The 19,685-nt window shown below is 44.6% G+C and carries 18 protein-coding genes and 1 tRNA gene; 11 read left to right on the top strand and 8 right to left on the bottom strand.

Annotated elements, in window-relative coordinates; translation table 11 throughout:
* Positions 1 to 20: 20 nt before the first annotated feature.
* The 5 genes from ACFGVS_RS17870 to ACFGVS_RS17850 all read right to left on the bottom strand — a co-directional run bounded on the left by ACFGVS_RS17870 (position 21) and on the right by ACFGVS_RS17850 (position 4,463).
* Positions 21 to 479 carry a cupin domain-containing protein gene (locus ACFGVS_RS17870; protein ID WP_274210485.1) on the bottom strand — a complete coding sequence of 153 codons (459 nt, stop codon included), beginning with the start codon at positions 477 to 479 and terminating at the stop codon, positions 21 to 23.
* 10 nt (positions 480 to 489) lie between these two features.
* Positions 490 to 1,473, bottom strand: a complete 984-nt coding sequence (locus tag ACFGVS_RS17865; protein WP_274210484.1) for an aldo/keto reductase — start codon at positions 1,471 to 1,473, stop codon at positions 490 to 492.
* 10 nt (positions 1,474 to 1,483) lie between these two features.
* On the bottom strand, positions 1,484 to 1,879 hold the full coding sequence (locus ACFGVS_RS17860) for a (R)-mandelonitrile lyase (protein WP_274210483.1): 396 nt from the start codon (positions 1,877 to 1,879) through the stop codon (positions 1,484 to 1,486).
* Between the two features lie 11 nt (positions 1,880 to 1,890).
* The gene (locus tag ACFGVS_RS17855) at positions 1,891 to 2,742 is read right to left on the bottom strand and encodes an aldo/keto reductase (RefSeq protein ID WP_439694981.1); all 852 of its coding nucleotides are present in this window, start codon (positions 2,740 to 2,742) and stop codon (positions 1,891 to 1,893) included.
* 107 nt (positions 2,743 to 2,849) lie between these two features.
* On the bottom strand, positions 2,850 to 4,463 hold the full coding sequence (locus ACFGVS_RS17850; RefSeq protein WP_439694979.1) for a carboxylesterase/lipase family protein: 1,614 nt from the start codon (positions 4,461 to 4,463) through the stop codon (positions 2,850 to 2,852).
* 217 nt (positions 4,464 to 4,680) lie between these two features.
* Here ACFGVS_RS17850 and ACFGVS_RS17845 point away from each other — a divergent pair, with 217 nt between their 5' ends.
* From ACFGVS_RS17845 to ACFGVS_RS17830, 4 genes are all read left to right on the top strand, one after another.
* The gene (locus tag ACFGVS_RS17845) at positions 4,681 to 5,577 is read left to right on the top strand and encodes a helix-turn-helix domain-containing protein (RefSeq protein ID WP_090639891.1); all 897 of its coding nucleotides are present in this window, start codon (positions 4,681 to 4,683) and stop codon (positions 5,575 to 5,577) included.
* Between the two features lie 313 nt (positions 5,578 to 5,890).
* On the top strand, positions 5,891 to 6,364 hold the full coding sequence (locus ACFGVS_RS17840) for a (2Fe-2S)-binding protein (protein ID WP_439694977.1): 474 nt from the start codon (positions 5,891 to 5,893) through the stop codon (positions 6,362 to 6,364).
* Positions 6,361 to 7,002 carry a hypothetical protein gene (locus tag ACFGVS_RS17835; RefSeq protein ID WP_439694976.1) on the top strand — a complete coding sequence of 214 codons (642 nt, stop codon included), beginning with the start codon at positions 6,361 to 6,363 and terminating at the stop codon, positions 7,000 to 7,002. Before ACFGVS_RS17840 ends, ACFGVS_RS17835 begins: the two co-directional genes overlap by 4 nt.
* 30 nt (positions 7,003 to 7,032) lie before the next feature.
* Positions 7,033 to 9,189 (top strand): molybdopterin cofactor-binding domain-containing protein, encoded by a 2,157-nt coding sequence (locus ACFGVS_RS17830; RefSeq protein WP_439694975.1) that lies wholly within the window; start codon positions 7,033 to 7,035, stop codon positions 9,187 to 9,189.
* A gap of 347 nt (positions 9,190 to 9,536) precedes the next feature.
* Here the strand turns inward: ACFGVS_RS17830 and ACFGVS_RS17825 are convergent, their stop codons facing one another.
* The 3 genes from ACFGVS_RS17825 to ACFGVS_RS17815 form a co-directional block, all read right to left on the bottom strand.
* Positions 9,537 to 10,520, bottom strand: coding sequence for an ISAon1 family transposase (locus tag ACFGVS_RS17825; protein ID WP_439694973.1), 984 nt, complete (start codon positions 10,518 to 10,520; stop codon positions 9,537 to 9,539).
* Positions 10,513 to 10,869, bottom strand: coding sequence for an ISAon1 family transposase N-terminal region protein (locus ACFGVS_RS17820; protein ID WP_439694971.1), 357 nt, complete (start codon positions 10,867 to 10,869; stop codon positions 10,513 to 10,515). Before ACFGVS_RS17820 ends, ACFGVS_RS17825 begins: the two co-directional genes overlap by 8 nt.
* 171 nt (positions 10,870 to 11,040) lie before the next feature.
* Positions 11,041 to 11,115 (bottom strand) — tRNA-Glu (locus ACFGVS_RS17815).
* A 196-nt stretch (positions 11,116 to 11,311) separates the two neighbouring features.
* On the opposite strand from ACFGVS_RS17815, the gene ACFGVS_RS17810 reads away from it, so the two are divergent.
* From ACFGVS_RS17810 to ACFGVS_RS17780, 7 genes are all read left to right on the top strand, one after another.
* The gene (locus ACFGVS_RS17810; protein WP_439694970.1) at positions 11,312 to 11,593 is read left to right on the top strand and encodes a DUF427 domain-containing protein; all 282 of its coding nucleotides are present in this window, start codon (positions 11,312 to 11,314) and stop codon (positions 11,591 to 11,593) included.
* A 2-nt stretch (positions 11,594 to 11,595) separates the two neighbouring features.
* Complete coding sequence (locus ACFGVS_RS17805) at positions 11,596 to 12,981, top strand: mercuric reductase (RefSeq protein ID WP_439694968.1); 1,386 nt, start codon at positions 11,596 to 11,598, stop codon at positions 12,979 to 12,981.
* A 9-nt stretch (positions 12,982 to 12,990) separates the two neighbouring features.
* Positions 12,991 to 13,953, top strand: a complete 963-nt coding sequence (locus ACFGVS_RS17800) for an ABC transporter ATP-binding protein (protein ID WP_439694966.1) — start codon at positions 12,991 to 12,993, stop codon at positions 13,951 to 13,953.
* A complete protein-coding gene (locus tag ACFGVS_RS17795) occupies positions 13,946 to 15,517 on the top strand; it encodes an ABC transporter permease/substrate-binding protein (RefSeq protein ID WP_439694964.1) in 1,572 nt (523 codons plus the stop codon). Before ACFGVS_RS17800 ends, ACFGVS_RS17795 begins: the two co-directional genes overlap by 8 nt.
* Positions 15,518 to 15,521: 4 nt before the next feature.
* Positions 15,522 to 16,673, top strand: a complete 1,152-nt coding sequence (gene egtB / locus ACFGVS_RS17790; protein ID WP_439694963.1) for an ergothioneine biosynthesis protein EgtB — start codon at positions 15,522 to 15,524, stop codon at positions 16,671 to 16,673.
* Between the two features lie 19 nt (positions 16,674 to 16,692).
* The gene (locus ACFGVS_RS17785; RefSeq protein ID WP_274210443.1) at positions 16,693 to 17,685 is read left to right on the top strand and encodes an L-histidine N(alpha)-methyltransferase; all 993 of its coding nucleotides are present in this window, start codon (positions 16,693 to 16,695) and stop codon (positions 17,683 to 17,685) included.
* Positions 17,686 to 18,223: 538 nt separating this feature from the next.
* Positions 18,224 to 19,663 (top strand): family 43 glycosylhydrolase, encoded by a 1,440-nt coding sequence (locus ACFGVS_RS17780; RefSeq protein ID WP_439694961.1) that lies wholly within the window; start codon positions 18,224 to 18,226, stop codon positions 19,661 to 19,663.
* The last annotated feature ends 22 nt before the right edge of the window (positions 19,664 to 19,685 follow it).

Here is a 19,685-nt window from a genome sequence, read left to right as displayed (position 1 = left end):
TTGATGTGTTTATAAAAAAATTAATGTGCGCTGTTGTACTCGGCTTCGGTTACCCTTTGCAGCCAAACGGTTTTATTTTTGGCGCTGTTTGTACTTACCGCGATATAGGTAAACGAACTATTGGGTGCTGCGCCGTGCCAGTGCGCCACACCCGGAGCGCATTTAATAACATCGCCTTTATGAACAACCTGTATTGACTTGCCTTTTTCCTGGTAATAACCTGTTCCTTCGGTTATCATCAGGATTTGGCCGGCGGGATGGATGTGCCAATCGAGTTTTGCACCCGGCGCAAAAGTTGCATTAGCTACATTAATATCAATAATACTATCGGCCTTGTTAAGTTCGGTAAGCCAAACTGTTCCGGTATGATTATTAACTGTCGCAATTTCGCCCTTTGGAAATATGGGTGATGTTTGCGCTGCTACCCGCGTTATAAGCCCGGCAAATAATGCACAGGTAATGAGCAGTACTTTTTTCATATTAATTATTTTAACGGTTAACCATTTTCTGTCCCTGTGCGGAATAACGATGGCCGTGCACTTCGATTTGCGACAGGCTATTGCTAATCTCAAGGAGATCGTTGGCAGATAGCTGAATATCAGCAGCGCCCAAATTCTCTTCCAAACGGTGTATTTTTGTGGTACCCGGGATGGGAACTATCCAGGGCTTTTGCGAAAGTAACCAAGCCAACGCAATTTGGGCTGACGTTGCGGTTTTATCTTCGGCAATATGGCCAAGCACGTCAACTAACGCCTGGTTCGCCTTTCGGTTTTCTTCCGAAAAACGAGGAACCGTGTTCCTGTAATCGCTTTTATCAAATGTGGTGCTCCCGTTAATTGCACCGGTTAAAAAACCTTTACCCAGCGGGCTAAAAGGCACAAAACCAATACCCAATTCTTCAAGCACAGGTAATATATCCTGCTCAGGTTCGCGCCACCAAAGGGAATATTCACTTTGCAGTGCAGCAACAGGTTGTACTGCATGCGCTTTGCGGATAGAACCAGCGCCGGCTTCCGATAGACCAAAGTGTTTAACCTTACCTTCGGCAATCAAATCTTTAACTGTTCCGGCAACATCTTCTATCGGCACATTTGGGTCAACCCGATGTTGATAAAACAGGTCGATATGGTCTGTTTTCAGGCGTTTTAGCGCGGCTTCTGCAACCTCACGGATACGCTCCGGCCGGCTGTCTAAACCAAGGGGCGGTTTGCCGTCTTTAAAGCCGAATTTGGTGGCAATAACCACCTGGCCGCGAAAAGGCTCCAGGGCCTCACCCAACAGTTCTTCATTAGTAAAAGGTCCGTATGCCTCCGCTGTATCAAAAAAAGTAACACCGCGCTCAAACGCGGCGCGTATTAATTTAATTGCTTCTTGTTTTTCTGTTGCAGGGCCGTAGCCAAAACTCAGTCCCATGCAACCCAATCCAAGGGCTGAAACTTCCAACCCACTATTTCCTAATTGTCGCTTTTTCATGTTCAGTTGTTTAACCATTGTAGTCCTCGTCAATAACCTGCTCCAGCCAATCTACCGGTGAACCATTCTCTTTTTCCTGTACAGCAATATGACTCATCGCCGTGGTGGCAGTCGCGCCGTGCCAATGCTTCTCGTTCGGCTCAAAGTAAACCACATCGCCCGGAAAGATATTTTCTTTGACGCCGCCCTCGCGCTGCGCCCAGCCAGCTCCTGTGGTAACAATAAGTGTTTGGCCGAACGGATGCGTATGCCAGGCAGTACGTGCTCCCGGCTCAAATGTTACCAGCGCCATTGCTACACGGGCAGGTGCAGGTGGTTCGTTCAATGGATCAATTCGTACAGTACCGGTAAAATATTCGGCGGGCCCTTTTGCCGAAGGTTTGGAGCCAATACGTTGAATTTTCATAGGTTTAAATTTTAGTTATTCAATTTTCGCTCGCCCAGCCATTTTACCATTTTAGGATCGCGGTGATCGAAGAAGCTGCTGGCGTTGGTATCCAATGTTTTAATTTTATCCATTTCATCGGTTGTAAGCTCAAAGTCAAGGCTGTTTAAGTTTTCGGCCATGCGCTCTTTGCGCACTGATTTAGGAATGGCAACAACGCCCCTTTGGGTAAGCCAGCGCAGTACTACCTGGGCAATTGATTTATTGTATTTGTTGCCAATGGCCTGCAGTAGCTCATTTTTAAACATATCATTCTTGCCTTCGGCAAAAGGGCCCCATGATTCTATCTGCACGTTGTTATCGATCATGAATTGCTGCGCATCAATTTGCTGGTGAAACGGGTGCGTTTCTACCTGGTTAACAGCCGGCACAATTTCGTTGTTGATAATCAGGTCAATCAACCTGTCGGACTGAAAGTTGCTTACGCCTATGGCCCGTATCTTGCCTTCTTTGTACAACTCTTCCATGGCGCGCCATTCGCCATATACATCGCCGTAGGGCTGGTGAATCAAATAAAGGTCAAGGTAATCCAGCTGCAGCTTTTTTAACGATGCTTCAAAAGCCTTTTTAGCGCCTTCATAACCGTTTGATTGTATCCACAGTTTGGTAGTAATAAACAACTCTTCCCTGGCCACGCCGCTGCGCTTAATGGCTTTGCCCACGGCTTCTTCATTCATATAGGATTGCGCGGTATCAATTAACCGGTAGCCGGTTTCAATGGCATCCACCACACTTCTTTCACATTCTGCCAGGTCGGTCACCTGGAAAACGCCAAATCCTAATATTGGCATTTCAACGCCGTTATTTAATTTTACTTTTTGCATTGTCATATACATTATAATACAAAGGTCGTTCCTTTTATTCGCCGGAATGGGATACAGATTACGGTATCATCTACCATTTTTACAGGTTTGGTAAAACGGATAGCAGGTTAATGAAGATTTCCCGATGTAACGGCTTTTTCAATCACGTCCAATCTCGCTTTCTTGGGATCGGATTTTCCTTCGGCAGATCCATCTGCCTGTATCTCTAACAGTTCATTCTTTTGAGGGTCATATGCCGGCCATTTGGCCAGGCTACCTCCATTTGGATCGCCCGTTTTGGCAAAGTTTGCCCAATAGGTGTTCATCATTTTGGCCACCTCCATATCTTTAGCCGCTATTACGGCCCCGTTCCTGCTTGTTAAATTATTGAATACATACCCAATTTCTGATGCATGTGCGGCACCGTATTTCATCCACTGCTGTGCCGAAGGCGATATGTATGAAAACAAATAGATGTAAGCGGTGGCACCTTTGGCGGCAAAAGCCCTTGCAGTAAAACGGGCGGGCTCGGCCCATACTTTATCAGTATTTACCAAGGTAAGCATTTTTGCTAAATCGGTGTTGCCGTCGGCATCGTATGCCGCTTTTGCATCATCCTTCTTACTGCCAAACAAACTCAAGAGTTCATCTTTTGAAGCAGCGTTTACAAAACCTGCGGGTACTTCTGCACTGTTGGATCCTATCATCAACGGCACTTTTGCTCCCCGGCCTGCGTTGTATGCGCTTTGCGCGGTTTCAACAACTAACCTGCCATCCAGTATAGGCCCCGGATAGATAGGTGCTCCGCCTTGTCCGTCAGTTTCCTGGCCACCATCTACAACATCCTCTATACTAAGCCGACGTAGGCTGGCTAATGCTGTAGCATCTGTACCAGCAATGCCATGCTTTTTTGCAAAGTTTATACCTATTGTTTCGGCCGAAACAGGATAGTATTTGTCAGCATTTTCTTTATCAATCGGCCGCCCGGTAAGCACGCCATCGCGACCGCCGCCTGATTCTACTATCGCCTTTTGAAATAAGCCTTTTGCAGATGGAATGGTTAGCAATGACTGTACAGAAACGCCCCCGGCAGATTCGCCGAAAATAGTAACGTTCTTAGCATCGCCGCCAAATGCCGCAATGTTTTGCTGCACCCATCTCAAAGCTGCTATTTGATCCATAAACGCATAGTTTCCTTTCGGTTCGTTAGGATGTTCGGCACTAAGTGCCGGGAAGGCGAAAAAGCCGAGGCGCCCAACGCGGTAGTTAAAGGTGATTAATATTACTCCTTGCTTTGCAAACTGTACCCCTGAATAATCTGGCTGAGCGCCACTGCCAAATACAAATGCTCCGCCATAAATCCAAACCATTACAGGTAGTTTAGCGCCTTGCTTAGCGTTTGCAGGCTTCCATATGTTTAAATACAGGCAGTCTTCAGAAGATGTTGTTGAAATTTTACTGCCGTTACGGGGCCAGCCCATTTGCGCCGGGTCTGCTCCAAACTTAGTGGCGTCACGTTCCCCCGTCCAGGCCGGGAATGGTTGTGGTGGGCGCCAGCGGAATTCGCCTACAGGCGCGGCCGCATAGGGAATCCCCTTGAAAATAGAAACTTCACCTTCGGTTACACCGCGCAAAACGCCCGAAGCTGTGCGAACCGTTGGCGCCGCTGCTGTGCCTGCTGTTTGTTGAGCGCGCGCCGAAAGGGCAATAAGAAGCGTAAGTGCTACCAGGATTTTTTGCATAATTTATTTGGTTTAATTGATGTGTTCCAGTGTACAGTTGTTGAACACCGGGTATTAAAACACAGTTACAGCGTATTGATCGCTATACAAAAGTGTAACCTTTTATTTATGGGGATAGGATACAGATTACAGATGTTTCTACCATTATTACTGATTTGCACGCTGGTATGATTAATGCACTGATTAATAATGTAAATTCGAATTAAAAGAATTGATTATGGACAGCATGCGGCGTTTTAATACGATTAGCGAATACAATGCATTTAATAACAATGAAACCAGGCACCCATTGGTTAGCGTGGTCGACCTGTCAAAGGCTGCCCCGCGGCAAGGCTCACAAATGTATTTTGGCTTTTACATCGTATTTTTAAAAGATGTTAAATGCGGCGACCTGGTTTATGGTCGTAATACCTATGATTACCAGGAGGGTACATTGGTTTTTATGGCGCCAGGACAAGTGGCTGGGGTAAACAGCAATGGCGAGTACTACCAGCCCAAAGGCCATGTACTGGCTTTTGATGCAGATTTAATTCATGGTACATCGTTGGGAAAACATATTCAGGACTATAACTTTTTCAGCTACCAATCAAACGAAGCGCTGCATTTATCTGAAAAGGAACGAAGTATCGTACTGGATTGCTTCTCAAAAATAAACTACGAATTGGAACGGGGTATTGATAAACACAGCAAGAGGTTAATTGTATCTAATATTGAATTGTTTTTGGATTACAGCGTTCGCTTTTACGACAGGCAGTTCATCACCCGCGACCACGTGTATAAGGGTACCATTGAAAAGTTCGAAAAGCTATTGAATAGTTATTTTTCTTCAGAAAAACCTCAAACAGTTGGCCTGCCATCCGTTGCTTATTGTGCAGAAGCACTAAATTTATCACCAAATTACTTTGGCGATCTTGTGAAGAAAGAAACCGGCAAAACCGCGCAGGAGTATATCCAATTTAAACTTATTGACCTTGCCAAAGAAAAGATCTTCGACGGCGAAAAAACCGTAAACCAGGTTGCTTATGAGTTAGGTTTTAAATACCCGCAGCACTTTACACGATTGTTTAAAAAACAGGTGGGCCAAACACCCCATGAATACCGTTCATTGAATTGAATACTTATTAAAGTTATATATAATAGTGTTAAGTCAATAGCATTAAGTCGTAAGTCTAAAGTTGAATTTTTCCTTTTTCGACTTAGAACTTAAGACTTTGGACTAAAGACAATCCGTCAATTTATCGTTGACACGACATTAATGTGCTTCCGGAAAGCGCCAAAGGCATCACCAGCATGAAATTGGTGATTTAGTTGATTACCTAAAGGTAATGGCGTTCCGGGGGTGAGATACCGGGACGCTTTTTTGATATTTTTGCAATATCTAAAAATAGCAGTCGAAGCTTTAATATTTAATACCAATTATAAATGCTATGATCAACATTAATGTAAACGGAACATCGCATCAGATTGAGGCAGATCCTAATATGCCGCTGTTGTGGGCAATACGGGATATTATTGGCCTCACCGGTACAAAATTTGGTTGCGGCGTGGCACAGTGCGGTGCCTGCGTTGTTCACCTGAATGGCGAAGCAGTTCGGTCATGTGTAACCAAAGTAAGCCGGGCCGAAGGTCAAAAAGTGGTAACCATTGAAGGTCTTTCTAAAAATAATGATCATCCCGCCCAACTTGCCTGGAACCAGGAGCAGGTGCCGCAATGCGGTTACTGCCATTCGGGGCAAATCATGTCGGCAGCGGTGTTGCTGCGCGAAAATAACAACCCAAGCGATGCCGATATTGATGCAGCCATGGCCGGTAATATTTGCCGATGCGGCACCTATCAGCGTATCCGCAAAGCTATTCATACAGCTGCAGAATTGCAGAGAAAGGAGAGCGCCAGCAAATGAAGAAGCAATTAAAAAATAAGCCTCGTTATGCAAGCGTCGCAAAAGCCTTTGCTGTAGTTGGCGTATTGTTATCTGCCATAGTTATCATGGCTTTCGGGCTAAACTCCGAACCCGAAAAAACAGGGGCCACACCAATCGTTATCAGGAAAGATAGTGTGGCATCGGTTAAGGCATTTAGGCAGGTTTACAGCGTTTTGATGAGCACCCGGTGTATGAACTGTCACCCCTCGGGCAATATTCCTTTGCAGGGCGACGACAGTCACCTGCATACCATGTCGCCCCAAAGGGGGGGTGATGGCAAGGGTGTTTATGCTATGAAATGCGCTAACTGCCACCAGGCAACAAACACACCAGGATTGCATACACCTCCGGGCAACCCCAACTGGCATTTGCCCCCGGCCGATATGAAAATGATATTCCAGGGCAGGAGCCCGCGGCAATTGGCCAAACAACTTATTGATCCAAAGCAAAATGGCCATAAGGATATGAAAAAGCTGATTGCACATGCCGATGACGGTTTAGTTTTAAGTGGCTGGAACCCCGGCGAAGGCCGTACCCTGCCGCCCATGAGCCACGCCGCATTTAAAAAAGCATGGATAACCTGGCTTACCACCGGGGCATATGCACCAAAGAAGTAATTGACAGCCTAACCACTTAACCAGAATGCCATGAGTGTGAGTAACATATCAAGAAGAAACTTTTTAAGGGCGGCAGGCCTTACCGGAACAGCTTTGCTTGTTGGCCTGTATTTTCCGTCGGGCGCCGAAGAAGCTAAGGTTGCTGCCGCAGATTCGGCGGTGGCTTCGGATATAGAGATGAATGCCTGGATACATATCGACACGAATGGCAAGGTTACGATTTTCAGCCACCGGGCCGAGATGGGCCAGGGTGCTTACCAATCCGTTCCGCAGATTGTTGCAGAAGAGCTGGAAGTAAATTTAAATGATGTAAACATACGCTTCGCGCAGGGCGACCGTCAAAAATACGGTAACCAGGTAACGGGTGGCAGCTCTACCATTCGTGGTTCGTACAAGAATTTATTGAAATTAGGTGCATCAGCACGCGAGATGCTGATAACGGCAGCAGCCGCTAAATGGAATGTACCAGCAACGGAATGTTATGCCGAAGCCGGGCATGTGATCCATCGCCCGACAGGAAAGAAATTTCATTATGGCGAACTGGTAGAGGCAGCGTCTAAATTGGAAGCCCCTAAAGAGGTTGTATTGAAAAAACGATCCGATTACAAACAGATAGGCAAACCGCTGCACAGGCAGGATACCCCATTAAAAACCAACGGTACAGCCATTTTTGGATTAGATTTTAAGCTGCCTGGCATGCTTTACGCTGTGGTAGAGCGCAACCCACGCTTACGCGGAACGCTTAAATCATTTGATGCCAGTGCGGCATTAAAAGTTCCGGGGGTTAAAAAAGTATTCAAAATACAAACGGGTGTTTTTCAAACTTTCAGGGACGGCGTTGCCGTGGTGGCCGATAGTACCTGGGCGGCCATACAGGGCCGAAAAGCGTTAGCCATTGAATGGGACGACAGCGGGTTTGAGCACGTAAACACACCCGATATTTATAAAAAACAAAACGAACTCATTAGTAAAGAAGAAGGCTTAACCGCAAGGAAGCAGGGCGATCCGGATGCGATATTAAGTACAGCGACCCAAAAACTGGACCTGGTTTATGAAACGCCATACCAATCGCACAGCGCTATGGAGCCGCTGAATTGCGTGGCTTTTTACCAACCGGATAAACTGGAAATATGGGGACCGATACAGGCGCCGGAATGGGTGCAGGATTACATCTGCGCGCAGTTTAAGCTGCCGAAAGAAAAAGTGATTGTTAATATGACCTTTTTAGGCGGCGGTTTCGGGCGAAAGGCATTCATGGATTATCCTCATGAGGCCTGCCTGATCTCGAAAGAAACGGGGACACCTGTGCAGGTAGTTTGGACCAGGGAAGACGACATGACCCAAGGCCCATATAGGGCCGGAGTATCGTACCGCTGCCAGGGCGCTCTCAGCAACGGGCAACTAAGCGCTTTAAAGTTCAGGATGGCGGGGCAAAATACAGCACACTGGCAGGGAGGGCCAAAGGACAAGGCCAACCGTAGTACCTCCGAAGGCTTCCTGGCTCCATATTATAAAAGCATAAAAGACATTAGTTTTGCCGATGTACCGTTTGAAACACCTATCCCAAATATCTGGTGGCGATCTGTATACGCATCAACCAATGGCTTTGCTTATGAAAGTTTCCTGAACGAAATGGCTCACCTTGCAGGTAAAGACCCGCTTGATTTTAGACGAGCCTATTTAAACGAAGAGCGGGAACAAAAACTGATTGACAAAATGGAACAGGTTTCGGGCTGGAAGGCGAAAAATAAAGGCGACGGATTTGGGGTTGCCATTACTGAATGCTTTGGAACCACCGTTGGCCAAATTGTTAAGGTATCGAAAAAGAAAGGTGAAAAAGTGAAAATTGACAAGGTATGGGCTGTTGTAGACTGCGGCTGGTATGTAAATCCCGATATTGTTCATGCTCAGGTAGAAGGTGCTATTGTTATGGCGCTTGGCGCTGCTACTACTCATGAAATCACCTTCAAAGATGGATTGGTAGAACAACGAAACTTTTATAACTATTTAATGCCAAGAATTAATGACATGCCTTTGGTAGAGGTACACATTATGGAAAATGATGCCAATGCCGGGGGGGGTGGCGAGCCGGGACTACCGCCTTTTGCACCAGCATTAACAGAAGCTATTTTTGATTTGACAGGCAAGCGCATCCGCAAATTACCGTTTAATATGGCTGAAGTTTAAGTTAAAAAAGAATTAAGCGACATGGTTAAAGCTTTTGACAGGGCCATGCAGGCCGGTAAACAACCTGCCCTGGCAACAATGGTGTACGTAATCGATTTTCTTTATCGCAGAGCCGGTGACCGTATGCTTGTAAGTCGATGATGGTCAGTTAACCGGCGGCATAAGCGACGGTTAACGGGCAGGGGATATCCTGCGTAACGGCCAACTGGTAATGATGCCTCAAAGCCCATGTTCGTTACTTTTGACATGACATTCAAGAATTATTTTTGATTCGTCTTTTCTTGTACCGTTCGCCTTCTCCAATGCCGGAACCAGGGATCAATCCGAAAAGTTGGGGGATAAAAAAGTCAGGCATATATTTTAGCAAGTCTGAATAAGAAGAAAGAAGTATCTCTTACACCTCTTAAAGATGCTCTAAAAGCTTTGAGCTTAGCATTGAAAGATTCTGCCGAGGCGTTGGTACTTCTGTTATCGAAGAAGTTTAGGATAGATTCATAATGCGATTTGACAGATCTTGCAACGGTTTTAAAAGATTCAATTCCTGCATCTTCTACATCATTATACCAGATTGCCAGTCTTTTAAACGCCTGCTGCTTGTCTTTACAGATAGTGAAAATCTGCCCCAGCCGGACTGACAGGTTGTAGGCTTTGAGCAGCAAGGGATACCTTGGAAACAACAGATCAGCTCTTTCTTTCTGTGATACAGTCCACTTAGATGGGTGTTTAAATAGCAGATACCTGCTTCTGGCCAGTAATTGTTTTAAAGTATCCCCGTTGCTAAATACTTCAGGCTGATAGCTTTGCTTGTTTTTTTTAGCGTCCTCTATTGCTTTGTTCTCTTGCTCTAATGCTCCCCAGCGATATTTGATCCTTGCTTCCTGTGCAGCATCATAGGCCAGCTTTTGTACATGGAACCGGTCAACAACCCGCACAGCATTAGAAAAGCACCTGCGGATAGCTTTGATCATGTTAGCAGCCATATCCATCGTCACTTCCTTAACTTTATTCCTTTTACGGACAGGTATTCGCTCCAGTACAGCCATAATCTGTTCGGCCTGTGTGCCTTTTATCATCGCTACGATAGCCTTTTTACCACCTTTGGCTTCTTTATTGGTAACAATGGTATACAGTTCTCCGTTGCTTAAGGCGGTTTCATCTATACTCAGGTAAGGGCCTATATTATCTGCAAACAGCATCCACTCCTCTGCATGCCCTTTCTGACCCCAGCTGTGAAAATCACTCAGGTGATCTTTATATTGCTGACCGAGCTGCTTGCCGTCCACCTGATATAACTTGCCTAACAAATGGCTGCTAATAGGATGATTATCCAAATATACCTTTTAAAAAAGTGCCGAATTCTGTAGTCATCCGCGCTCCCTTCCTTACTAAATCCCAGTCTCTTGTAATGATCTCACCACTTGCTTTTACTTCCCATCTGCGTCTTTTGATACACAGGGCAACCTTATGACCGCGAATAGGAAAATCCTGTATGGCCGTTTCCGGTAAGAAGCCCTTGGATTCCAGTTGTGGCTTCTCATAACCTGATGGAACAAGGTTCTTTTCTTCCAGGTAAATGTTCAATTGCCCGCTCTCAGATGAGCGAACATCCATAAGTTCAAAATATTCTAAAAGACCTTCAGGTAAGATTAAACGGACAAGGGTTTCGTATGCTGCTGTCAAGGGTATTCGTATTTGTTATTCCTATCCCCAAAACAAATACTTTTTTTACTCCCCCACAATTATTTTGCTTGATCCGGAACCAGTGCTCTCGGAAGAAAAGAACAATGACTCCGACGGCAGATCGCATCTTTATCCTAACAAAAAAGCCGCCCTACTTTCGTAGAACGGCTTTGGTAGCCCGTAGGGGAATCGAACCCCTGTTTCAAGAATGAAAATCTTACGTCCTAACCCCTAGACGAACGGGCCTTTTTTTTATTTTTGTTTCCCTTATTTTGGGAATGCAAAGATATAGCTTAATTGATAAATTAAAAATAAATTTTAAACTTTTTTTATTTGGTGTTGATTATGAATGCTATATATTTAATTAGCAAACAAAATAAGCCAACCGCATTGTGAATTTGCACAGGTTAAGGCTATCTTTATGGTAAAATCTACTCATATTATGAAAGCCATCTGGAACGGGGAGGTCATTGCCGAAAGCGATGATACTATTGTTGTCGAAAATAATCATTACTTTCCTATTGAAAGTGTAAAAAGCGAATACCTGGAAACTACCGGTACGCATACTACCTGCCCCTGGAAAGGGCTGGCGTCTTATTATACGCTGAACGTTAATGGGCAAAAAAACGAGGATGCCGCATGGTATTATCCACAGCCAAAAGATGCTGCAGCAAACATTACCAACTATGTTGCGTTTTGGAAAGGTGTTAAAATAACCTCATAAGGATGAAAAAATTTGATGCCATTGTTATAGGTGCTGGTCAGGCGGGGGCGCCGCTTGCCAAAAAACTAGCATTGGCCGGAATGAAAACTGTGATTATTGAAAAACGTTTTTATGGCGGCACCTGTGTTAATGATGGCTGTACCCCAACCAAAACCTGGGTGGCATCGGCAAAGGCAGCTTATATGGCGGGCAAAAGTGCCGACTTGGGTGTACCGGTAAAGAAATTTGCCGTGAACATGCCTCGTATAAAAAAGCGAAAGGACGATATCGTAATGCAGTCGCGCATTGGAGGGCAGCATGCGGCCGAGAAGATAAAAGGGCTGGATGTTGTATTTGGCGAGGCGACATTTACCGGCGATAAAACCGTTTCGGTAAAACTTAAAAACGGGAAAAAGCAAAATATCCAGGCCGATCAGATATTTTTAAATGTTGGTGCCAAGCCATTTATTCCCGAAATTGAGGGATTGGCCGAAATCAAATATCTTACTTCGACAACCATCCTCGACCTGGATTATGTGCCGGAGCATTTATTGGTGCTGGGTGGTAATTATATCGGCCTGGAGTTTGGTCAGATGTTTCGCCGGTTTGGCAGCAAGGTTACTATTTTGGAGAAATCTGAAAGAATAGTTTCGCGCGAGGATGAGGACGTATCTGCCGAAATGCAAAGGATTCTGGAGGCCGAAAACATTAATGTACTCACCAATACGCATGCTACAAAATTTAAGCAGAAAACCGGCGGTAAAATAACCGTTACTACAACCAGCAATGGCCAAGAAAAGAAGATAAGGTGCAGCCACGTATTGGTAGCAGTTGGGCGCACACCGCAAACTGAAACGCTGGGGTTAGATAAGGCCGGTGTAGAAACAGATGAAAAAGGCAACATCAAAGTAAATAGCAAACTGGAAACAAATGTGAAGGGTATTTACGCCCTTGGCGATGTAAAAGGCGGGCCCGCTTTCACACACGTTTCGTATAATGATTACGCTATAGTTTATCGCAACCTAATTGAAAAGCAAAACCTGAGTATTACCGACAGGTTGGTGCCTTATTGCATGTTCACCGATCCGCAACTGGGACGGGTGGGGATTGACGAGACTGAAGCAAGGAAACAAGGATTGGAATACAAAGTGGCCAGGCTGCCCATGAGCCACGTAGCCCGTGCCATTGAGACCGGCGATACCCGTGGTTTTATGAAGGCCATTATTGATGTTAAAACCAGGAAGATCTTAGGAGCAACAGTTTTAGGCCCCGAAGGCGGCGAGATCATGACCGTGCTGCAAATGGCTATGGAGGGTGGAATTACCTACGACACAATTCGCTATTTTATTTTTGCTCACCCATTATATGCCGAATCATTAAATAACCTGTTCCTGGCGCTTGAAGATTAGTTTTACCGCATGATTAAAGTTGACGGCATAAGCAAACAATTTGGGAAGGTTAAAGCCGTTGATGTCATCTCCTTTGAGGTACAGCCCCGGGAAAATTTGATTTTGCTGGGCACCAGCGGCTGCGGCAAAACTACAACGCTAAAAATGATTAACCGGTTGATTGAACCTACCGGCGGCAATATCTACATTAACAATCAAAATATATTTGATCAGCAGCCAGAGGTTTTAAGGCGCGGTATTGGCTACGTACTGCAAAACAACGGGTTGTTTCCGCACTATACCGTGGCCGAAAATATTGCCATAGTGCCGCAGCTGCTAAAATGGGATAAAAAGAAAACGGAAAACAGGGTTGCCGAATTGATGGAGAAACTGCACCTGGATAAACGTTATCTGCATGTTTACCCAAATGAATTGAGTGGTGGCCAGCAACAGCGCGTAGGTTTGGCCCGGGCCCTGGTGTCTGACCCTCCGGTTTTGCTGATGGATGAGCCCTTTGGCGCGCTTGATAATGTTACCCGGTCAAACATTCATAAGGAGTTTAGAGCCCTTGATGAATTGAAGCGTAAAACCATCATTATGGTTACACATGATGTGCAGGAGGCTTTTGAACTTGGCGACCGGATTTGCCTTATGGATAAAGGCAAAATTGTTCAATCTGGTACACCTGCCGAGCTATTGTTTAACCCGGCCAATGAATTTGTGGAAAATTTTCTGAAGGATCAACGCTTGCAACTGGAGTTCAGGGCTGTGCGCTTAAGCAACATTTGGGATTTGCTGCCCAAGTCGCACAAAAAGGTCGGAGCTACGCCATTGGCCGCCGATATTGATGTGTGGTCGGCGCTCGAGGGGTTTAAGTTTAGTGATCACGAAACCATAAGCATAAGTAACGACAGCGGCGAGCACAAACATGTAGGCTTCGAGCAGTTGATGGCAGCCTTTTATCAGTATAAAAACAAGCAGGGGCATGAATGAGCATCAGCAAACCTTATTTGAGTTTATGAGCCAGCAGGCCGATAAGCTTGCTGCGCAAACGCTACAGCACATTGGCCTAACGTTTATCTCGCTTTTTATTGCTGTAGTTATTGGTTTGCCATTGGGTATTTTTATTACCCGTAAAGTAAAGTTATCCGGCCCTGTATTGGGCATAGCAGGGATATTGCAAACCATTCCAAGCATCGCATTATTGGGGTTCATGATTCCTATACTGGGCATCGGCGCTAAACCGGCAATCGTGGCCCTGTTGCTTTACGCGTTGCTGCCAATTATCCGTAATACGTATACGGGCATTACCGGGGTAGACGCTTCGGTGAAGGAGGCGGCCGTTGCCATGGGGATGAATAAGTGGCAGGTTTTGTTTAAAGTAGAGCTGCCCCTTGCTATGCCGGTTATTTTGGCCGGAATCCGCACAGCTACGGTAATAAATGTGGGCGTGGCAACCCTGGCTTCATATATTGCTGCGGGCGGCTTAGGCGAGTTTATTTTCGGTGGCATTTCACTCAATAATACCAATATGATATTGGCGGGCGCCATACCGGCCGCTCTACTCGCCATCATATTTGATTTCCTCCTGTCGCGGCTGCAGAAGCTAAATTTTAAAAAGATAAAGAAAAGTACTTATGCAATGCCGGTTTTGCTGGCGGTGCTGTCCTCGTTTTATTTTATTCCATCGGCCTATGGCGGCAAGCTTACAGCGGGTTTTACGCCCGAATTTATGGGCAGGCAGGATGGCAACCTGGGCCTTCAAAGCAAATACGGCTTAAAAATCCATACCGTGGTTATCAGCGATGCGGTGATGTACAAGGCCGCATTTGAAAAACAATTGGATGTAATTAGCGGCTACTCTACCGATGGCCGGTTAAAGGCTTATGATCTGGTGGTTTTAGATGATGACAAAAATATTTTTCCTCCCTACTACGCTGCGCCAATCGTGCGGGATGAATCCCTGAAAAAATATCCTGACCTGGAAAAGACATTAAACCTGCTTTCGGGTAAAATAAATGATTCCATTATGACGGAATTAAACTACCGTACCGACTATCTTCACCAAAGCCCCGAACGGGTGGCAAAGGATTTCCTGGAGGCTAATAAACTGTATAAACCATCCCGCGAGAGGACTGCCGGGATCATTCGTATTGGCTCAAAAATATTTGGCGAGCAATACATCCTGGCCAACATCTACAGTATGTTAATAAAGGGATATACCAATTATGATGTTGCCACTAAAACGGGTCTTGGGGGCACCAAAATTTGTTTTGATGCTTTAACTAATGACCAGATAGACTTTTATCCAGAATACACGGGTACCGGCTTGCTGGCCATTTTGCAGGCGTCGCCAAAAACGGTTGCCGAAGTAGCAAAAAGTAAGGATAGCACTTATGATTATGTGCAGCAGGAATTTGAAAAACGTTACCAGGTAAAATGGCTCAAGCCTATTGGTTTTAATAATGCCTATACATTAATGATGCGCAGGCAGCAAGCAAAAAAGTTAAGTATTAAAACAATTTCAAACCTTAAACGATATTTGAATAGTAAGTAATTAGATGGATTTAGCTGATTGTTATAAAAAAGTTAGGCTGCGAACGGAGCAGATTTGCAGCCCGCTGCAAACCGAAGATTACGTGGTGCAGCCTGTAGTTGATGTTAGTCCGCCTAAATGGCATATCGGGCACGTTACCTGGTTTTTTGAAACCTTTATCCTGAAGCCGTATTTCATGGGCTACCAGGAATTTAATCCCAACTATAATTACGTTTTCAATAGCTATTATGAAACGGTAGGCAACCGCGTTATCCGTACCGACAGAGGCAATTTAAGCCGCCCTACAGTTGCCGATATTTACCAGTACCGGGCCTATGTGGATGAGGCCATGGCTAAGTTCCTGTGCCAGGAACCATCCGCAGAAGTGAGGGAATTGCTCATCCTCGGCTTTAACCACGAGGAACAGCACCAGGAACTTTTATTAACAGATATTAAATACATTTTAGGGCATAACCCATTGTTCCCGGCTTATGACGATAGGTATGTATCGCCAAAAATCTCAACGGCTGAAAGCGCCGATTTCGTTAAAATGAATGAAGGTGTTTATGAGATAGGCTATAGTGGTGAAGGTTTTTGTTTCGATAACGAACTTAACCGGCATAAAGTTTACTTAAATTCATATGAGATAAGCCCCAACCTGGTAACCAATACCGAATACCTGGAGTTTATTGGTAGTGGGGGATATCACGATTTTCGCCACTGGCATGCCGAGGGTTGGGATTGGGTAAATACCCATAAAATAGAAGCTCCGCTTTACTGGCATCTAATTGACGGCGAATGGCATAACTATACTTACCATGGCTTGGGTCTACTTGGTTTAAAGGATCCGGTTTGCCATATCAGCTATTTTGAGGCCTATGCTTACGCCTCGTGGAAAGGACTAAGGTTGCCTACTGAATTTGAGTGGGAGGCAGCTGCAACAAAATTCAGATGGGGTAAAAGCTGGGAGTGGACGGAAAGTTCGTACCTTCCTTATCCCGGGTTTGCAAAAGCACCGGGTGCAATAGGCGAGTATAACGGCAAGTTTATGGTAAACCAAAAAGTATTGCGCGGCGCATCAGAAGCAACATCGCCGGGCCACAGCAGGATAACTTACCGCAATTTTTTTCAAACACATTTACGTTGGCAGTTTACCGGCATCAGGCTTGCAAGGTAACTGCACAAAACAGCACGATATGGACTCAACCTTTGTACAAACAAATTTAACGGCAGTATCAAACGCAAAAACAAACTCGTTTTATAATGATGTTATAGCCGGCTTGCACGGAACCCCGAAGCGTTTAAACTCAAAGTATTTTTACGATGCCAATGGCGATAAACTTTTTCAGGAACTGATGAACTGCGAGGAGTATTATCCAACTAATTGCGAACTGGAAATATTTTCGGAAAAAACAGACGAGATTACCAGCGCCCTTATTGCCGATGGTGATGCTTTTGACCTGATAGAACTGGGCGCCGGGGATGCGATGAAATCAACCTACCTGCTGAAAGACTTGCTGGATAAAAAGGCCGAGTTTACTTACCTGCCTATTGATATATCGGATAATGTAATCTCATACCTCAATATTACCTTACCTGTTACGTTGCCCGGCTTAAATATAAAAGGACTTAACGGCGAGTATTTTGATATGCTTAAAAAGGCAGCATCTATATCACCAAGACGAAAAGTAGTGCTTTTTTTAGGGTCGAACATTGGCAATATGCCCGTGCCCGAAGCTATTGAGTTTTGCAGGGAATTACGCAACCACCTTTCTGAAGGCGATATGGTGCTGATTGGGATGGACCTTAAAAAAGATCCTAAAGTTGTACTGGCGGCCTATAACGATAAAGAGGGCATCACCAAAAGATTTAACCTTAACCTGCTGGAGCGTATTAACCGCGAATTAGAGGGCAATTTTGATGTTGCCAAATTTGATCATTATCCAACCTACGATCCGGAAACCGGTGCATGCAAAAGCTACCTTATTAGCCTGGAAGATCAACTGGTAACCATCGGTGGTAAAGAAACAATCTCTTTTCAAAAAGATGAATACATCTATATGGAGATTTCTCAAAAATTCACCATTATGCAAACTGATCAGATTGCCATAAATGCCGGATTTGCGCCGGTAACCCAGTTTTTTGATGGTAAAAAATGGTTTGTTGATGCTGTTTGGGTTGCGGCATAGGCTTTGGTAAATGCCTTGCTTTTAAAGGTATATATTTTATAAACCGTGTTGGTTGTTGGTTTTAAACCGGCAACCTTTTTTTGTATTTAAACCTGTAAAACCGGTTTCGGAGATTGTAATGCGGTACAAAAACAGCTAACTTTTTAGCAATGCATACAGCTATAGATTTGAGTTGGAGCTTGCCGAAGCCCAACGCTTTCACTTGAGAATCTATAGTTGTAATTAATACAATTATTAATCGCCTTGCCTCCCTTAATTTTTCTTGTGTATATCAGGTTTTATTGGTAAAATAGTACTATATTAATGTTAATTTTTGTTTATTGCTGTTTATCAGCAATATATTCGGCTTTTTAAGTGTATTATTTACACTAATTCTGATAGGAAATATTTTTTCAATTTGTTTTATTTTGACGTTTATTTAATTATAATTGTTAAATAAACACTAATAATATCCTGCAGGGTTTTATTGCTACTACCAATTAAAGACGAAGCCGAAAATCTAAAAGAGTAGGCAATTACCATTTATTCTAAATTTTTTATGAAAAGATATTTTTCACTGGCCACGCTTTGCATAATTCTCGCAACGGGAATAATAATAAGCTGCAAAAAAAACGAAAAGCTTAATAACACTACGCAAACAGAAGTGCCGCTGGTTAGTAAGGCCAAAACCATCAATGCATTAGCCGGTGCTACCGGCATTCACGATCCATCTACCATAATTAAGCGCAACGGGGTTTATCATATCTGGGGTACCGGTAATCAGATATATCACCTTACCTCAACCGATTTAATAAAATGGACAACGGCTTCAACGGTTTTCGCTTCAGGTACCTGGCCCAGCTGGATAAACACGTACGTTTCTAACTTTGGAGGCAATTTTTGGGCGCCGGAATGTATTTACATGGGTGGCAAGTATTATATGTATTACTCTGTTTCGATGGGTGCAAGGCCTTGCGCAATAGGCGTAGCAACCAGTACCGATTTAACTACATGGACAGACCAGGGTATGGTTGTTTATTCAGATAATAATACTGTATACGGTTCTATCGATCCTTCGGTCTTCGCTGATGCCAGCGGTAACTACTGGATGACTTTTGGTTCGCACTTAACGGGGATCTGGATAGCCCAGATAAACCCCTCAACAGGTAAAAGACTTAATAGCACGGTTAAAAACATAGCCGGCAGCAGTAGCAGCGAAAATGAAGCATCATATGTAATCAGGAATGGCAGTTATTATTACCTGTTTTACAATAAGGGTATTTGCTGTAACGGTACCAGTAGCACCTATTACGTGCAAATGGGCCGGTCAACCAGTCCCAATGGTACCTATGTTGATAAAAACGGCGTTAATTTGCTCAGCGGCGGCGGTACTACAGTATTAAGTACATCAGGTAAATATATCGGCCCCGGGCAGGTGGGTTACTATACCGAAAACGGGTTCAATTTTCTTACCTATCATTATTATGATGGCAATAACAATGGTACGCCTACATTGGCAGTTGGTAATATGGGTTGGTCGGGCGGCTGGCCCTTTATAACCCAGGATTGGATTGCCGCCGGACGTTATAAAATTATAAATAGCAACAGCGGTAAAGTTTGGGATGACTGGGGATGTACAGGGGCTTCGCAACAAGCTATAGCACAAAATACAAGCAATGGGCTTTTATGCCAGCAATGGGATTTTACTGCTCTTGGAAACGGTGTTTTTAAAATAACATGCGCGCAAGGCGGTTTAGCTGCAGATGTTGTTAATTGCAATGCGGCAAACGGGGCTCCGCTGGACCTGTATGCTTATCTCAATAATAATTGCCAGAAGTTTGATTTGTCAAGGGCTGGTAACGGCAACTTAGTATTTACTCCTTTGAATGGCAACCGCGTTGTTGAGGTGCCAAATGCATCAACGGCCGATGGAGTTCAGCTTGGGCTATTTGATTATAACGGATCGACGTGCCAGCAGTGGACAGTGGCCACTCCATAACAATAGCAGATTTATTATGTAA

The sequence above is a fragment of the Mucilaginibacter sediminis genome (assembly GCF_051903035.1).
In the GTDB taxonomy this organism is placed as follows: domain Bacteria; phylum Bacteroidota; class Bacteroidia; order Sphingobacteriales; family Sphingobacteriaceae; genus Mucilaginibacter.
This window is presented reverse-complemented; position numbering and strand designations above follow the sequence as displayed.

Bases quoted from the DNA above. Each gene is read 5' to 3' on its own strand.
- ACFGVS_RS17870 (WP_274210485.1), bottom strand. From the start codon at position 479: ATGAAAAAAGTACTGCTCATTACCTGTGCATTATTTGCCGGGCTTATA.
- ACFGVS_RS17865 (WP_274210484.1), bottom strand. From the start codon at position 1,473: ATGAAAAAGCGACAATTAGGAAATAGTGGGTTGGAAGTTTCAGCCCTT.
- ACFGVS_RS17860 (WP_274210483.1), bottom strand. From the start codon at position 1,879: ATGAAAATTCAACGTATTGGCTCCAAACCTTCGGCAAAAGGGCCCGCC.
- ACFGVS_RS17855 (WP_439694981.1), bottom strand. From the start codon at position 2,742: ATGCAAAAAGTAAAATTAAATAACGGCGTTGAAATGCCAATATTAGGA.
- ACFGVS_RS17850 (WP_439694979.1), bottom strand. From the start codon at position 4,463: ATGCAAAAAATCCTGGTAGCACTTACGCTTCTTATTGCCCTTTCGGCG.
- ACFGVS_RS17845 (WP_090639891.1), top strand. From the start codon at position 4,681: ATGGACAGCATGCGGCGTTTTAATACGATTAGCGAATACAATGCATTT.
- ACFGVS_RS17840 (WP_439694977.1), top strand. From the start codon at position 5,891: ATGATCAACATTAATGTAAACGGAACATCGCATCAGATTGAGGCAGAT.
- ACFGVS_RS17835 (WP_439694976.1), top strand. From the start codon at position 6,361: ATGAAGAAGCAATTAAAAAATAAGCCTCGTTATGCAAGCGTCGCAAAA.
- ACFGVS_RS17830 (WP_439694975.1), top strand. From the start codon at position 7,033: ATGAGTGTGAGTAACATATCAAGAAGAAACTTTTTAAGGGCGGCAGGC.
- ACFGVS_RS17810 (WP_439694970.1), top strand. From the start codon at position 11,312: ATGAAAGCCATCTGGAACGGGGAGGTCATTGCCGAAAGCGATGATACT.
- ACFGVS_RS17805 (WP_439694968.1), top strand. From the start codon at position 11,596: ATGAAAAAATTTGATGCCATTGTTATAGGTGCTGGTCAGGCGGGGGCG.
- ACFGVS_RS17800 (WP_439694966.1), top strand. From the start codon at position 12,991: ATGATTAAAGTTGACGGCATAAGCAAACAATTTGGGAAGGTTAAAGCC.
- ACFGVS_RS17795 (WP_439694964.1), top strand. From the start codon at position 13,946: ATGAATGAGCATCAGCAAACCTTATTTGAGTTTATGAGCCAGCAGGCC.
- egtB (WP_439694963.1), top strand. From the start codon at position 15,522: ATGGATTTAGCTGATTGTTATAAAAAAGTTAGGCTGCGAACGGAGCAG.
- ACFGVS_RS17785 (WP_274210443.1), top strand. From the start codon at position 16,693: ATGGACTCAACCTTTGTACAAACAAATTTAACGGCAGTATCAAACGCA.
- ACFGVS_RS17780 (WP_439694961.1), top strand. From the start codon at position 18,224: ATGAAAAGATATTTTTCACTGGCCACGCTTTGCATAATTCTCGCAACG.